The 13,760-nt window shown below is 46.9% G+C and carries 19 protein-coding genes; 16 read left to right on the top strand and 3 right to left on the bottom strand.

Features of this window, described 5'->3' with window-relative positions:
• Positions 1 to 40: 40 nt before the first annotated feature.
• From MKY44_RS25195 to MKY44_RS25185, 3 genes are all read right to left on the bottom strand, one after another.
• Complete coding sequence (locus MKY44_RS25195) at positions 41 to 1,285, bottom strand: tyrosine-type recombinase/integrase (protein ID WP_341009094.1); 1,245 nt, start codon at positions 1,283 to 1,285, stop codon at positions 41 to 43.
• 90 nt (positions 1,286 to 1,375) lie between these two features.
• Positions 1,376 to 1,849 (bottom strand): ImmA/IrrE family metallo-endopeptidase, encoded by a 474-nt coding sequence (locus tag MKY44_RS25190; protein ID WP_341009092.1) that lies wholly within the window; start codon positions 1,847 to 1,849, stop codon positions 1,376 to 1,378.
• Between the two features lie 4 nt (positions 1,850 to 1,853).
• Entirely contained in the window at positions 1,854 to 2,525 is a 672-nt protein-coding gene (locus MKY44_RS25185) for a helix-turn-helix domain-containing protein (protein WP_341009090.1), read from the bottom strand.
• Between the two features lie 171 nt (positions 2,526 to 2,696).
• Here MKY44_RS25185 and MKY44_RS25180 point away from each other — a divergent pair, with 171 nt between their 5' ends.
• From MKY44_RS25180 to MKY44_RS25105, 16 genes are all read left to right on the top strand, one after another.
• Entirely contained in the window at positions 2,697 to 2,939 is a 243-nt protein-coding gene (locus MKY44_RS25180) for a hypothetical protein (protein WP_076328786.1), read from the top strand.
• A 22-nt stretch (positions 2,940 to 2,961) separates the two neighbouring features.
• Positions 2,962 to 3,234 carry a helix-turn-helix domain-containing protein gene (locus tag MKY44_RS25175; protein ID WP_341009089.1) on the top strand — a complete coding sequence of 91 codons (273 nt, stop codon included), beginning with the start codon at positions 2,962 to 2,964 and terminating at the stop codon, positions 3,232 to 3,234.
• Positions 3,235 to 3,334: 100 nt separating this feature from the next.
• A complete protein-coding gene (locus MKY44_RS25170; protein WP_341009088.1) occupies positions 3,335 to 3,952 on the top strand; it encodes a BRO-N domain-containing protein in 618 nt (205 codons plus the stop codon).
• A 39-nt stretch (positions 3,953 to 3,991) separates the two neighbouring features.
• On the top strand, positions 3,992 to 4,210 hold the full coding sequence (locus tag MKY44_RS25165; protein WP_341009086.1) for a hypothetical protein: 219 nt from the start codon (positions 3,992 to 3,994) through the stop codon (positions 4,208 to 4,210).
• 28 nt (positions 4,211 to 4,238) lie between these two features.
• Positions 4,239 to 4,484, top strand: a complete 246-nt coding sequence (locus MKY44_RS25160) for a hypothetical protein (RefSeq protein ID WP_341009084.1) — start codon at positions 4,239 to 4,241, stop codon at positions 4,482 to 4,484.
• 15 nt (positions 4,485 to 4,499) lie between these two features.
• A complete protein-coding gene (locus tag MKY44_RS25155) occupies positions 4,500 to 4,709 on the top strand; it encodes a hypothetical protein (protein ID WP_341009083.1) in 210 nt (69 codons plus the stop codon).
• Between the two features lie 15 nt (positions 4,710 to 4,724).
• Complete coding sequence (locus MKY44_RS25150) at positions 4,725 to 4,916, top strand: hypothetical protein (protein WP_315937599.1); 192 nt, start codon at positions 4,725 to 4,727, stop codon at positions 4,914 to 4,916.
• Positions 4,917 to 5,125: 209 nt separating this feature from the next.
• Entirely contained in the window at positions 5,126 to 5,374 is a 249-nt protein-coding gene (locus tag MKY44_RS25145) for an AbrB/MazE/SpoVT family DNA-binding domain-containing protein (protein WP_341009948.1), read from the top strand.
• The gene (locus MKY44_RS25140; RefSeq protein ID WP_341009081.1) at positions 5,364 to 5,543 is read left to right on the top strand and encodes a hypothetical protein; all 180 of its coding nucleotides are present in this window, start codon (positions 5,364 to 5,366) and stop codon (positions 5,541 to 5,543) included. Before MKY44_RS25145 ends, MKY44_RS25140 begins: the two co-directional genes overlap by 11 nt.
• Before the next feature lie 3 nt (positions 5,544 to 5,546).
• Positions 5,547 to 6,857 carry an AAA family ATPase gene (locus tag MKY44_RS25135; protein WP_341009080.1) on the top strand — a complete coding sequence of 437 codons (1,311 nt, stop codon included), beginning with the start codon at positions 5,547 to 5,549 and terminating at the stop codon, positions 6,855 to 6,857.
• Positions 6,857 to 7,957, top strand: a complete 1,101-nt coding sequence (locus MKY44_RS25130; protein ID WP_341009079.1) for an ATP-binding protein — start codon at positions 6,857 to 6,859, stop codon at positions 7,955 to 7,957. The genes MKY44_RS25135 and MKY44_RS25130 overlap by 1 nt, the downstream gene beginning before the upstream one ends.
• 28 nt (positions 7,958 to 7,985) lie before the next feature.
• Entirely contained in the window at positions 7,986 to 8,582 is a 597-nt protein-coding gene (locus MKY44_RS25125; RefSeq protein WP_341009078.1) for a hypothetical protein, read from the top strand.
• A 10-nt stretch (positions 8,583 to 8,592) separates the two neighbouring features.
• A complete protein-coding gene (locus MKY44_RS25120; RefSeq protein WP_341009077.1) occupies positions 8,593 to 10,173 on the top strand; it encodes a DEAD/DEAH box helicase in 1,581 nt (526 codons plus the stop codon).
• A 328-nt stretch (positions 10,174 to 10,501) separates the two neighbouring features.
• Positions 10,502 to 12,754, top strand: a complete 2,253-nt coding sequence (locus tag MKY44_RS25115) for an AAA family ATPase (protein ID WP_341009076.1) — start codon at positions 10,502 to 10,504, stop codon at positions 12,752 to 12,754.
• 278 nt (positions 12,755 to 13,032) lie between these two features.
• Positions 13,033 to 13,431: a RusA family crossover junction endodeoxyribonuclease gene (locus tag MKY44_RS25110; protein ID WP_341009074.1), complete on the top strand. Its 399-nt coding sequence runs from the start codon at positions 13,033 to 13,035 to the stop codon at positions 13,429 to 13,431.
• A gap of 3 nt (positions 13,432 to 13,434) precedes the next feature.
• Entirely contained in the window at positions 13,435 to 13,659 is a 225-nt protein-coding gene (locus MKY44_RS25105; RefSeq protein WP_341009072.1) for a hypothetical protein, read from the top strand.
• Positions 13,660 to 13,760: the final 101 nt, after the last annotated feature.

The raw sequence follows: 13,760 nt of genomic DNA, 5'->3' as shown, positions 1-13,760 counted from the left end.
AATTCGACAAATAACAGACTATTTTTGTTTATGGGGCAACTCATGGGGCAAATCGCAATCTTTTAGGATCAAACACCTCTAAACGGTCTGCTGCCTCTCTGGAGATCATGTCAGACGAATGAGTGTAGATATCCGCAGTTGTTCCGATCTTGGTATGCCTCAATCGCTCCTGCATAGTTTTAAGGTCAGCTCCGCTTTCTCTAAGCAGCATAGCTGCCGTGTGACGAAGTCCATGCAGTTTAACATGTGGAATACCTTTTTTCTGTAAAAACTTTCGCCAGGTACTGGTGGGAGTTGTAGGGAAGTACATAATTCCTTTCCCGCCATGAAATACATATGATTTGTTCTCTCCAGCCCAATCTTTGCACTGTAGTTTTTCCTTTCTCCACTTCCGTTCATATTCCTTGAGCTGAGCCATGTACCATTTAGGCATAGCTACCCAGCCTTCAGACTCCTCTGTTTTGACTTCACCTTCAATCTTTTTACCGTCCTTATCAAACGTAATTTGCTTATCGATCCATATGGCATCCCGTTCATAATCCACATCTGGCCATTCCACGGCCAAGTATTCGCCTCTTCTGAAGCCGCCAAGGAGCGAACCAGTGTAATAGAGTCTCCATCTATCTGGAAGATCGTAAAGGGCCAACAGGACCGTTTCTGTCTCCGAACTATTGAATGCCTTCTTAACACCGCGCATAATTTTCTTTTCCTTCTTACTGGTTCGTGGGCGCTGCACGCCATCCATTGGATTCTTCGCGATCAGCTCCCACTCATGAGCAGCATCAAAAACAGATTTGACCGCTTTGTAGATATTCAATTTCGAATTGGTGGCGAACTCTTTACCATTCTCGCGCCGTAACTCTCCAAAGAAGGTGACAAGGTACAGGGTTGTTATTTTACTGATTTTCAGGTGACCAAACTCTGGAACAACATATTTGTTGAGATTGTACAGGTTCACATTCTGTGTGTATTCGCCCATGTTTTGCATAGCATATCCTTTTTCCCATTTTGGGATGAAACCCTCAAACGTAATATCTTCCTGCTTAACTACCTTTCCGCTTATTACTTGTTCACTCCATTTTGCTTCTTCAAGCGCAAGCCAGGATTCTTTCTTCTTATCCGACTTTGAACGTGCGATCTCTTCCGGCATGTAGACAGTAACAGACCTTTTCGGTCTGGATGCCTTTGAGGGATCGCGCTCAACAATTTTATACTTGTTTCCTCCTAGATGTTCACTCCAAGCCATGTCATTCTTCCTTTCTAAGCATTGATATTGGATTTTCATATTTCCAATTACATGAAAAACACCTCCTTTAAAGAACGTATGTTCTATTTTTGGGTATGAGAAACCGGTTGTGATAGGCCATCGCGAATACTAAGCAGTTGATTCAATGACTCCTAGCGGATCAAAAAAGATGATATGTCGCTCATCAGCTCGAACCGATAGACCGAACTTCTCGGTATAGCGATCAATAGCAGACTGGAGGAATTCCTCCGTAACTCCCAGGTAATCGGCAAGATCATAGCGACCCGAAATTCGGGCATGGTGGGCCTGGATAATACCTTCAAGAGGGATCATGCATTGGTAGGCCCATTGTCTGGCTCGAAGCTCTTGCTTTCGTTTATGTATGATATTCTGATCAAGAATATCGCCGAAGCTCGTGTGATGGTGTCCAAGTTCTTCTGCAAGTATGCAAGCTTTTTCAATGATAGTCGATATTCGTTTATCAATGACAATTAGGCCGTCGGAATAGAAGCCTTTGTTACGGCCCCTTAATTGCTTCTCAACGATATCGACGTTTGATTTACTAGCTTCGGCGGATAGTGTTTCATAGTTGTAGGCTACCATCACGTCACTCCTTGTTCTTTCTAAGCTGCCTTCTTAATTTCAACAACTCCTTAAACTCTTCGATATCCTCTAATTCTTCTTCTGTCCAATCCTCGCCATCATGGTGCGCAGCAATGGTTTGAGGCACATATTGTTGGGATTCATCTTTTGTATTGCTATTTAGAAGCTGAACGACACGATTGAGTGCTTTATGAATCAGTTGCTTATACTCAATATTGGTGTCCAATTCTCGTATTAACTGTTTTAGTTGAGCTGGAGTGAATTCAATATCTGTCCATCCTTCTGCTTTAAAAAGAGGGTCTAGCTCCGATTCTAAAAACACTAGAGCTTCAGGATTAAATTTTTCATTTTTTGCAAGGGATTCAATAAGACTTTCTACTGTTCTGTCATATTCGTATTGCTCACTTTCATCAAACATATCCATAACGAAAGCACGATCTTCAAAAGGAAGCCCCGTAAAGTACCCCGCTTTTTCCATCAATTCTCCATATGTGTAAGGTCTAAGATGTTCAGCTAATACTCTGAGTGTTTCTGGCTGTGGCCGTTGTGTGCCAGCTTCAATCCTTGAAAGTGTGGTTTGGGAAATACCGGATACCTCTGCTAATTGCTTTTGAGTTTTGTACCCGTGTTGCTTTCTTGTAACCTTTAAGAACTCTCCAAAATCTTTGCCAGACAAAATAATCACTCCCGACTAATATTTAGGCTTAGTATAACTTAATTATTGCGCGCGCGCAATTATTTTAATCCGACATATTGCGCACCCGAATATTTGGATGTATAGTGTGTTTATGCGAGGACGCATAAAAAATATGCGCTTACGAATTAAAAGGGAGGAGGCGATGCTGACATGAAGAAAATCATTCGTTTGAAAGTAAAAGAATTAATGAAGGCTCAAATTGATAGTGATATTCCTACCGACGCTGCGTTAGCTAAATTTATTGGCGTATCTTCATCTCAGGTTTGGCGAGCTAAATTACCACCCGATGATGCAAGACATAACACCCCAGGAGTTCAATTTATCGCTGGTGTTTTGGGGGCATTCGACAGCACTTTTGAAAATTTCTTCTTCGTGGAAGACGTTCAGGAATGAGTAGTGAAAGGACGTGCTACATATGACCTCAACAGCGGGCTTTATTGAAGCGCTCCGGTTGGAGATCAAGCAGGAACTAAGAGCCGAGATCCTGGCCGAGCTTAAACCTACCATCGAAGAACTTTTATACGCTAATGTGTTTGATTTTGCTGAGGCATGCAGATATCTGAAGGTTTCGGACTCCACGTTGCGGCGCATGGTTAAAAACGGCGAGATTCCTTTCATTAGGAATCGGACACTAATTCACTTCCGCCAGATCGCTTTAGATAAATGGCTGGAAGCAAAGGAACAGTGAATCGGCAGCAAATCCGTAGTAAATCCGTAGTGAATTCGAAGCGCAGTCGCAGTAAAGCCCAAATACACTTATCTCATATCAGGAAGGAGAGGTAAGGAATATGAATATTCGCACTGAAAACTGGCTTGGTCATGAAATCCGTTTTATGGAGAAAAGTCCTGGTGACTGGTGGGCTATGGCGGTAGACGTAGCTAATGCTTTGAGTTACAGCCAAGTGAATAACATGCTTCGTAAATTAAAGCCGGCACAGAAGGGACTTCACTTAATGAATACCCCTGGCGGTAAACAAGAACTTTCTGTTATTTCAGAAGCTGGAATTTACAAAGTCATCATGCGTTCTCGCCGTAAAGAAGCAGAGGATTTTCAGGATTGGGTATGTGATATTCTTCGTTCCTTTCGTCGGTCCGCAGGTCTCGAAGGGTTTCAAGTCTTCCGAATGCTTGATAAAGAGCACCAACGTTCAGCGATGGTGAATCTTTGCAAGAATATCAAGAATCCTGTTCAAGTTGATTTCATAAAAGCGAATACGATTGCTAATAAAGCAGTGTCAACTAAACATGGCCATTCAAAAATGATCAAAAAGAATTACATGACCCCGGAAATGCTTATCGATCGGCAGCCTATTCTTGATGAAACTGTTGAACTTATGGGCCTTGTTAACAAATTTGATCTACCGATTAAGGTAAGTGAAACGATTTACGACCGGTATGCAACTTAAAATTATATCCTCTAACAACGAATAAAGGAGGCTAACAACTTGAACAAATCACCAAGCCTGGCACCGCCAGAAGTGATGGACTTCTGCGCTAATCCAGAATGTGAATCTGAAATCGTAGAGGGTCAGATCGCTGTACGACATGGCAAGGATCTGTATTGCAAAATGAGCTGCATGGCCAGGTCCATCGGTGCTGTAACGATCACAGCTGGAGAGGACGGTGGCGTCGATGCACATCCCACAACATCTGTTTCAAGATAAGTATTGGCGGTGCATGTTGTACCTGTTCATGAATCAGCCGCGGCTTTCACAATGCCTGACAAGCAAGTATTTCGACCTGCAGGGTGGAATCATCAAGTCAGCTGCTTTGAAGAAGCTCTCCAAGCCCTGGAGCCAATCGGAAAGGTTCATGCTCCATCTGGCACTGCACCTGTTCAGCTCAGGACTGGCCAAAGTCAATCTGGCTGATATGGACTACCTGGACAGCAACAATAAAGCTCTGGTCCATGAAGCCTTAAAAATACGGTTTGGTTGAGGAGGATCAGGATTTATGAGTCGGCCGAAGAGGAATGAATACGCGGTCTATAGAGGTGAAGAGTTGCTTGCTATGGGTAACGTTGATGAATGCTCTGAGACGTTAGGCGTTTCTACCAGTTACATTTACTGGTTGATTTCACCAACAGCTAAGAAACGTCTTGCATCACGTAAAAACCTAGACCAGTGCATTGTTGGCGTAAGGCTAGATGACGAAGACGAATGAGAGGAGGTGAGAATCTTGCCCTTGATGACAGAACAGCATTATAAAGCAGCCTGTGGCTTTTACTTGGCCCTTGCAAGCCAAATGCGTCGGAGTGGCCATATCAAAGTCGCTACCCATGCAGACAAACAATACCGCACTTATCGTAATCGTCTGCACGCAAAAATGCAGCTGGAAGGCTCCTACCCCTTATCAGCTGCACACAATTAAACACTCTATCGTCAGTTTACCACTGATAGAAAGGATTATGCAATGAATGTATCCGGAAAGGTTTGGCTTGCCCTCACTTGTGATGAACGGATGATCTGTTTAGAATTTGCTGCTTACGAGAATGCCAAGCGTCAAGCACGTATTCATTCGCAAAAATATTTAGCCCGTTTTAAAGCCGGTTTACGGAAGAAAGGAGATTCAGTATGAGCATGAAAGCTACTGGTATTGTTCGCCGCATCGATGACCTGGGTCGTGTCGTTATTCCGAAAGAGCTTCGCCGTACTCACTTTATTGAAGAAGGGGATCCGCTGGAGTACTTTGTGGAGGGTGACAAAATTATCATTGGCAAATATCAACCGGGCTGCATCCTTTGCGGCAACACTGAAAGTCTGCACTTATTTCATGGTAAACAGATATGCACACCTTGTATTAAGCAGGCAGCTGAGAATGTTCGTTGATTTATATAAATCAGATATCCCCTGGGATATTGTCACTGACGATAACGGGAAGGTGATTGGTGAGGTATTCAAGCCTTTACCAGATCCTCCGCAAAATAAGCGAAAAGCAAAATTAGGCGTTATTTCTACATCACTCCTGGGGAGTCCAAAAAAAGAAAGCGGGGGCTAGTACATGACAATCAAAATTAACAAGCTCGAGATCGAAAATGTAAAACGGGTTAAGGCTGTCAAATTAGAGCCTTCCAGTGCAGGGCTTACGCTTGTCGGTGGCCGAAATAACCAGGGCAAGACAAGCGTTCTGGATGCCATTGCATGGGCTCTTGGTGGCAATAAATATCGTCCTTCTCAGGCGAATCGTGAAGGTTCTATGGTAGCACCGTACCTGCAGCTTACCTTGTCCAACGGTCTGGTAGTCGAGCGGAAGGGTAAAAACTCTGACCTGAGGGTAATCGATCCGGACGGCCAAAAAGGCGGTCAGCAACTTCTGGATAGCTTCGTGGAAGAGTTGGCCATCGATCTGCCAAAGTTCATGAATGCCACCAACAAAGAGAAGGCCAACATTCTACTCCGGATCATCGGTGTGGGTGAACAGCTTCAAACATTCGAGAAGCAGGAGCAGGAGGTATATAGCCGTCGCCATACCATTGGCCAAATTGCAGACCAGAAAGCCAAGTTTGCGAAAGAGCAGCCTTACTTCACAGATGCACCGAAGGAACCTGTCTCTGCTTCAGAACTAATCAGTCAGCAGCAAGAGATCCTGGCACGCAATGGCCAGAATCAACTCAAGCGACAACGTGTGACACAGATTCAGGCGGAGTTTGAGCAACAAGGCCGCGAAGTCGTTCGGCTGACAGCAATCCTGAACGCTGCTCAGGAGAAATACACTCAGCTGCAGACGGATCTGGGTATCGCTCAGAAAGACGCGCTGGATCTGCATGACCAATCAACCACTGAGCTGGAACAGAACATTACTCAGATTGACGAGATTAACCGGAAGGTCCGCGCTAACCTGGACAAAGATAAGGCTGAGACAGACGCTAGCGATTATCGCGTTCAATACGATCAATTGTCCACTCAGATCAACGAGATCCGTCAGCAGAAAGCTGAGCTGCTGAACAATGCTAATCTGCCGCTGGAAGGATTGTCAGTGGATGAGGGTGAGCTGATCTACAACGGACAGCGTTGGGATAACATGAGCGGATCTGATCAGCTGAAGGTCTCCACCGCCATTGTTCGTAAGTTGAAGCCAGACTGTGGTTTCATTCTCCTGGACAAGCTCGAGCAAATGGATCTGCAGACGCTGAATGAGTTTGGTGCTTGGCTTGAGCAAGAGGGCCTGCAGGCAATCGCAACACGTGTCAGCACCGGCGATGAATGCAGCATTATTATCGAAGACGGCTATGTAGCTGGACAGGAGCAAGCGATCGCAACGGACGCCCCGCCTGCAGCTGAAACAAAAACTTGGAAAGCAGGTGAGTTCTGATGCAAGTCATCAGTGGAAAAGTGCAGAAAGCAAAGAAGGTCGTCATCTATGGTCCGGAAGGCATCGGTAAATCATCCCTTGCTGGACGATTCCCACGTCCCGTATTTATTGATACAGAAGGTTCCACAACAGAAATGGATGTCGATCGGGTACCCAAGCCCACAAGCTGGACCATGCTCAATGAGCAAGTCAGATGGGTATGGCAACAGGGCAGCCGCTTCGGTACCTTGGTCATTGATACCGTCGATTGGGCAGAGATGCTTGCTGTGAGCAGTGTATGCGCGATTCACAACAAAAGCGGTGTTGAGGACTTCGGTTATGGCAAAGGATATGTATTCGTTGCCGAAGAAATTGGACGTTTCCTGAACCTCCTTCAGGATATAGTCGATTCCGGAATCCATGTGGTTCTAACCGCTCATGCTCAGATTATCAAGTTTGAACAGCCGGATGAAATGGGGGCCTATGATCGGTACCAGCTCAAGCTTGGTGCGAAGACTGGATCTCGGACAGCACCGCTCGTCAAGGAATGGGCTGACATGGTTTTGTTCATCAACTACAAGACATTCAGCGTGGCTGCCGATGAGAAAGGCAAGAAGCATAAGGCGCAAGGTGGGAGCCGAACCATGTACACAACTCACCATCCTGCATGGGACGCGAAGAACCGGCATGGACTCCCTGACGAGCTGCCGTTGGATTATGGCCATATTGCACACATCTTTGATGGTGTGGTACAAGCCAGTCCTTCTCAAGCGGCTGTCACTCCACCGCCAGTGAACGCGCCACCTGTAGCACCACCGGCTCAACCTGTTACACCGCCACCTGCCACTGTACAGACGCCAGCACCATCTGCTCCCGCACAGGTTGCAGATACAAGTCAGGGGCTGAATCCGAACATCCCTGCATCACTTCGCGATCTGATGGTTCAGTACCAGGTGACCGAAAATGATATTCAGATTGTGGTGAGCAATAAGGGGTACTACCCGATTGATACACCAATTGCCAACTATGACCCTGGATTCGTGGATGGTGTCCTGGTCGGAGCTTGGCAACAAGTATACGGCATGGTTCAGGATATGAACAAACAAATTCCGTTTTCATAAATTTAATACACATTAGGAGGACTCATACATGACTCAAATGGAAAGAGAATTTGGTTGGGATGACGAGATTGTCAATGAAGGAGGGACAGGCTTCACTATTCTCCCACCTGGAGACTACAACTTCACGGTAGCAAAATTTGAACGTGGACGTTTCGCCGGCAGTGAAAAAATGCCTGCTTGCAATCAGGCGAAAATGGAGATTATCGTTCATTCTCCGGAACATGGTGATGTGACTTTAAGCCACAACTTGTTGTTGCACAGTAAGACAGAGGGCTTCCTTTCCAACTTCTTCGCAGGGGTTGGATTAAAGAGAAAAGGTGAACCCCTGAAAATGAACTGGCCAGCTACGTTGGGACGTAAGGGTCGTCTGAAACTTGAGATCCGGAATTATACCTATAAAGGTGAACCGCGTTCGGCCAATGAGATTAAGACGTTCTATGCTCAAGATGAGGTTCAGCAACCAGGCACTCAGCCAACGGGCCAACAGTCCTATCAAGCTCCACAACAGCAACAACAGCAGCAGACGCAATATAATCAGACACAGTACAATCCACCAGCTCAACAACAGAACGCACCATTTCCTGGTCAACAACAAACAGGTAGCTGGAATCCAGGTCAATTCTAGGAGGTAACCGATGGAACTCAGACCCTATCAGCAAGAAGCGCGTCAGTCCATCCAAGCTGAATGGAACAAAGGAGTCAAGCGTACGTTGCTTGTGCTCCCTACCGGATGCGGTAAGACGATTGTATTTTCTAAGGTAACAGAAGACCGGGTTAAGCTGGGTGAGCGTGTGCTCATCCTGGCTCACCGGGGTGAACTACTTGATCAAGCCTCTGATAAGTTAGAGAAATCTACTGGACTGAAAACAGCAACCGAGAAGGCAGATCAGACATCGATTGGCAGCTGGTACCGGGTCGTTGTGGGAAGTATCCAAACTCTCATGCGAGATAAACGACTGCAACAATTCGCGGCAAATCACTTTGACACAATTATTATCGATGAGGCACACCACTGTTTATCTGACAGTTATCAGCGCGTGCTGCAGTATTTTGAAACAGCCAACGTTCTCGGTGTTACAGCTACACCTGATCGTGGAGATATGAGGAACCTTGGGAGCTACTTCGAAAGCCTGGCATATGAGTACACATTGCCCAAGGCCATCAAGGCCGGGTTCCTGAGCCCGATCAAGGCGATGACCATTCCCCTGCAGATTAACTTGTCAGCGGTTGGCCAACAGGCAGGCGATTTCAAAACGCAGGACTTGGGTACCGCATTGGACCCGTATCTTGAATCCATAGCGGAGGAAATGTTACGCGTCGCCAAGGATCGGAAGATTGTTGTATTCCTTCCCCTGGTCAAGACCAGTCAGAAATTTACCCAGATTCTGAACTCGATTGGGTTCCGAGCAGCTGAGGTAAATGGGGATTCTCAAGATCGATCACAGATATTAGAAGACTTTGATGGTGATAAATATAACGTACTCTGCAACTCCATGTTGCTCACCGAAGGATGGGATTGTCCGAGTGTGGATTGTGTTGTAGTGCTTCGGCCCACCAAGGTTCGCAGCTTGTACAGTCAGATGGTCGGGCGTGGTACCCGTCTATTCCCTGGCAAGACAGAACTTCTGCTGTTGGACTTCCTATGGCATACCGAGCGGCACGAGCTTTGCCATCCTGCACACCTCATTGCGGAAAATGAAGAGATTGCCCAGGCCATGACCAAGCAGATCGAGGAGGCGGGTATTGCACTGGATCTGGAAGACGTGGAGAAGCAGGCAGCTGAGGATGTCGTTGCTCAGCGTGAGGAAGCTTTGGCCAAACAATTGGCCGAGATGAAGCGCCGTAAACGTGCCTTGGTGGATCCGCTGCAGTTTGAAATGAGTATACAGGCTGAGGATTTATCCAGCTATGTACCATCGTTCGGTTGGGAACAGGCTCCCCCTTCCGATGCTCAGGTTAAGACACTCGAAAAGTTGGGCATCATGCCAGAACAAATCGATAATGCCGGCAAGGCGACGAAGCTTCTGGAGCGTTTGGACAAGCGTCGTGAAGAAGGGCTGACTACGCCGAAGCAGATCCGCTTCCTGGAAGGCAGAGGTTTTGAACATGTTGGTACTTGGTCCTTTGATTCAGCGAAGAAAATGATTGATCGGATCGCCGGTAACGGATGGAAAGTACCTGCAGGTGTTGATCCGAAGGCATACCAAGGAGAATAAGTTATAGCATTATGTGATTAAGGAAGTGGCGCCATTAACCCAGCAATCATGCTTGTCCCTATAGCACATGCTGTTTTTAAAGCAGATAAACCTAATAACATCTTATTTTCACTGTTATTTCTCATAGAGGATCCTCCTTTAGTTCTCTTAAAGCTCGTGGTGAGTTTATCTATTACCAATTGTACGAGTACAAGAACAATAAAGAAGAAAAGGACTGGATTCATCAAGGATTCGAACCTTGTAGACGCCACATTCTTAATCACACAAAAGTTAAGCACATTGTAACAACTCATAAGACATTTGGCAATTAGTAGGGGGAATGAAACGAATGGAGCACAAACTGGATCTTATGGCATTGCTGGACCATGTTGATCCTTCGTACCTGGATTACCAGGAATGGGTCAACGTTGGGATGGCACTGAAATATGAAGGTTACACGGCCAGTGATTGGGATGATTGGAGCAAACGGGACAGCGGCCGGTACCGTCCCGGGGAGTGCTTCAGAAAGTGGACTTCCTTTGAAGGTTCCGGCATTCCCGTTACTGGTGCAACCATTACACAGATGGCCAAGGATAACGGATGGGTACCACGCTCTGCAGGTCGTGAAGATCGGGAACTGGGTTGGGATGATGAAATTGCCGGCGGCGATTATGTCGTGGTCGATAAGAATTGGATTGAGGGCAAGGAGATCCACGAACCAGCCGTATGGAACCCGATTCAGCAGCTCACCACATACCTGCAGACGCTGTTCGAAGCATCGGAGAACGTCGGCTATGTAACTGACACCTGGCAGAACGATGAAGGTAAGTACCTACCCACAAAAGGGGCATACGATCGAACTGCAGGTGAGTTGATCCAGGCGCTCAACCAAAGCGGTGATGATATCGGTTCTGTGCTGGGTGATTACGATGCAGCTGCCGGCGCGTGGATCCGCTTCAACCCGTTGGATGGTAAAGGTGTCAAAAACGATAACGTGACCGAATTCCGGTACGCACTTGTTGAATCGGACACGATGGACATTGAGAAGCAGAACGCGATCATGCGGGAACTGGAGCTGCCTATCGCTGTCATGGTCTACAGTGGTGGGAAGAGTGTTCACGCTATTGTGAAAGTGGATGCAGCTGATTATGACGAGTACCGGAAGCGGGTTGACTACCTATATAACGTTTGTAAAAAGAATGGACTCAATATCGATAAACAGAATCGAAATCCCTCGAGGCTTTCACGGATGCCAGGTGTCGAACGTAACGGGAAAAAGCAGTTCATTGTGGATACCAATATTGGCCGTGCAAGTTGGGCAGAGTGGCATGAGTGGATTGAGGGCGTGAATGATGATCTTCCGGATCCGGAGAGCCTGACTGACTATTGGGATAACATGCCGGTACTGGCTCCACCTTTAATTCATGGCGTGCTGCGTCAAGGTCACAAGATGCTGATGGCCGGACCGTCGAAGGCCGGTAAGTCGTTTGCCTTGATCGAGCTGAGTATTGCCCTGGCTGAGGGAGATAAGTGGTTGGGCTGGCAATGTACTAAGGGTAAGGTTCTGTACGTCAATCTGGAGCTTGATAGAGCCAGCGCCTTGCATCGTTTCAAGGATGTGTACCAGGCGCTTGGGCTGCCGCCGAAGAACATTGGAAATATCGATATTTGGAACCTTCGGGGTAAGACGGTACCGATGGACAAGCTGGCTCCAAAATTGATTCGTCGTTCTGCGAAGAAAGATTATATTGCTGTCATTATCGATCCGATTTATAAGGTACTCACTGGTGACGAGAACAGCGCGGACCAGATGGCCCATTTCACCAATCAGTTTGACAAAGTGGCTACTGAGTTGGGCGCCAGCGTTATTTATTGTCATCATCACTCTAAGGGCTCCCAGGGCGGCAAGAAGTCCATGGACCGGGCGAGTGGCAGCGGCGTGTTCGCTCGGGATCCAGATGCACTGATTGACTTGGTGGAACTGGATATTCCGGAAGCACTGCGGAATCAGGAAGAGAACAAGGCGATCTGCGCGATGTATCAGCGTCTCTTCAAACAGTACAACCAGTCATACCTGCAGGAGCATGTGTCCCAGGATGATCAGCTCAGTGCAAAGGCTATGGAGGACCACGCTAAGCGTGCAATTCCAGGAGTTATGTCGAACATCAAGCCAGAGATTGATCGAGTCATCAAGACTGTACGTGGGCATTCTGCATGGCGTGTGGAAGGTACGCTTCGGGAGTATGCCAAGTTCGAGCCGGTGAACATGTGGTTCCAGTATCCGGTTCATCGCATCGATGACGTGGGCAGCCTGAAGGACATCGATACAGACAGTGAAGCTTCAACGCCAAATTGGCAAAAGGCTTCCGGCAAACGTAAGGATAAGGCTAAAGAAGAACGGCGGACCAAAGCGGAAGAGTTTGAGGATGTCGTGAACAATTGTAATTTTGGTGAACCTCCCACTTTGATGGATGTCATAGCATGGTATGGATCTACTGGTAAGGAAGTTGCCGAGCGTACCGTCAGAGATTGGATTAAGAAGTTTGGGTATGAAATTGATCGTTCTATCGGATTCCGCATCGTCAAGAAAGCTGAAGAGTAATTGCGGCGGTAATCATTATTTTATGGTGGTTGCAATGTGTTGCGATCATCATCATTTTATGGTCGCCGCAACTTGCGAAACATTGTTATTGCAATCATGCGAAAAGTTGCGGGGATTTAGGTACGTATATGGTCGCCGCCGCGGATGGTGGAGACCAGTATATATAAATATATAAGGAATAAGGGAGGGGGTCTAAAACTCCCCCTCCCCCTTCCCCTAAATTTATTTGAGAGTCACCCCCGCAAAATCAAAGTTGAAAAATGGAAGTGGTGAAATAGATGACAGAATTCTTTATGCCGATGAAACCACCGACAGCAACACACCAGGAGAAGAAGGTAACGATTGTGAATGGAAAACCTGTTTTTTATGAGCCCGATGATCTGAAGGCAGCTCGTGCGAAGTTAACAGCTCACTTGGGTCAGCATGTGCCTGAAAAAAAATATACGGGGGCGCTGCGTGTGATTGTGAAGTGGCTGTTCCCGATTACACCAAGTAGCAAACATTATGACGGTGAGTGGAAAAAGACTAAGCCAGATACACACAACTTGAACAAACTACCGTTCGACATCATGACAGAACTAGGGTATTGGACAGACGATGCGATTGTGGCCAGTGAAATCATAGAGAAGTTCTGGGCCGATCATCCAGGTATTTACGTCAAGATCGAGGAGCTGTAGGCGATGGACTACAAAGCATTCTTCTGGGACATGGTCCTGTGGACGCAGGGTGTGAACGATGCAGCGAGACAGTTCGGGATGCAGAGCCCTGACTTCTGGAAATGGGTCGCGGATTCTGCTGGTGCGATCTGCAGGAAGTACGAGGATAACCCTCTGGCCGTAAAGCAGATGGTCATGATGATTGAATGGCTGGAGGAAGTATACGAGAAACAGAGGCAGGCGGGTTGAACTGCCCGGAGTGCTGCAGTGATATGGACGAGATCCAGCCGGATCTGCATGTGTGCCTGAGCTGCGGTTTCACGGCAGAGCAAATTACGTTTGAGATGGAT

Source organism: Paenibacillus sp. FSL R7-0026 (assembly GCF_038004485.1).
GTDB classification, from domain to species: Bacteria; Bacillota; Bacilli; order Paenibacillales; family Paenibacillaceae; genus Paenibacillus; species Paenibacillus xylanexedens_A.
This window is presented reverse-complemented; position numbering and strand designations above follow the sequence as displayed.

Coding starts and splice junctions, on each gene's coding strand:
- MKY44_RS25115 (WP_341009076.1), top strand. CDS start 10,502: ATGGAGCACAAACTGGATCTTATGGCATTGCTGGACCATGTTGATCCT.
- MKY44_RS25195 (WP_341009094.1), bottom strand. CDS start 1,285: ATGAAAATCCAATATCAATGCTTAGAAAGGAAGAATGACATGGCTTGG.
- MKY44_RS25140 (WP_341009081.1), top strand. CDS start 5,364: ATGTTCGTTGATTTATATAAATCAGATATCCCCTGGGATATTGTCACT.
- MKY44_RS25160 (WP_341009084.1), top strand. CDS start 4,239: ATGAATCAGCCGCGGCTTTCACAATGCCTGACAAGCAAGTATTTCGAC.
- MKY44_RS25110 (WP_341009074.1), top strand. CDS start 13,033: ATGACAGAATTCTTTATGCCGATGAAACCACCGACAGCAACACACCAG.
- MKY44_RS25170 (WP_341009088.1), top strand. CDS start 3,335: ATGAATATTCGCACTGAAAACTGGCTTGGTCATGAAATCCGTTTTATG.
- MKY44_RS25180 (WP_076328786.1), top strand. CDS start 2,697: ATGAAGAAAATCATTCGTTTGAAAGTAAAAGAATTAATGAAGGCTCAA.
- MKY44_RS25135 (WP_341009080.1), top strand. CDS start 5,547: ATGACAATCAAAATTAACAAGCTCGAGATCGAAAATGTAAAACGGGTT.
- MKY44_RS25125 (WP_341009078.1), top strand. CDS start 7,986: ATGACTCAAATGGAAAGAGAATTTGGTTGGGATGACGAGATTGTCAAT.
- MKY44_RS25120 (WP_341009077.1), top strand. CDS start 8,593: ATGGAACTCAGACCCTATCAGCAAGAAGCGCGTCAGTCCATCCAAGCT.
- MKY44_RS25155 (WP_341009083.1), top strand. CDS start 4,500: ATGAGTCGGCCGAAGAGGAATGAATACGCGGTCTATAGAGGTGAAGAG.
- MKY44_RS25105 (WP_341009072.1), top strand. CDS start 13,435: ATGGACTACAAAGCATTCTTCTGGGACATGGTCCTGTGGACGCAGGGT.
- MKY44_RS25130 (WP_341009079.1), top strand. CDS start 6,857: ATGCAAGTCATCAGTGGAAAAGTGCAGAAAGCAAAGAAGGTCGTCATC.
- MKY44_RS25190 (WP_341009092.1), bottom strand. CDS start 1,849: ATGGTAGCCTACAACTATGAAACACTATCCGCCGAAGCTAGTAAATCA.
- MKY44_RS25175 (WP_341009089.1), top strand. CDS start 2,962: ATGACCTCAACAGCGGGCTTTATTGAAGCGCTCCGGTTGGAGATCAAG.
- MKY44_RS25145 (WP_341009948.1), top strand. CDS start 5,126: ATGAAAGCTACTGGTATTGTTCGCCGCATCGATGACCTGGGTCGTGTC.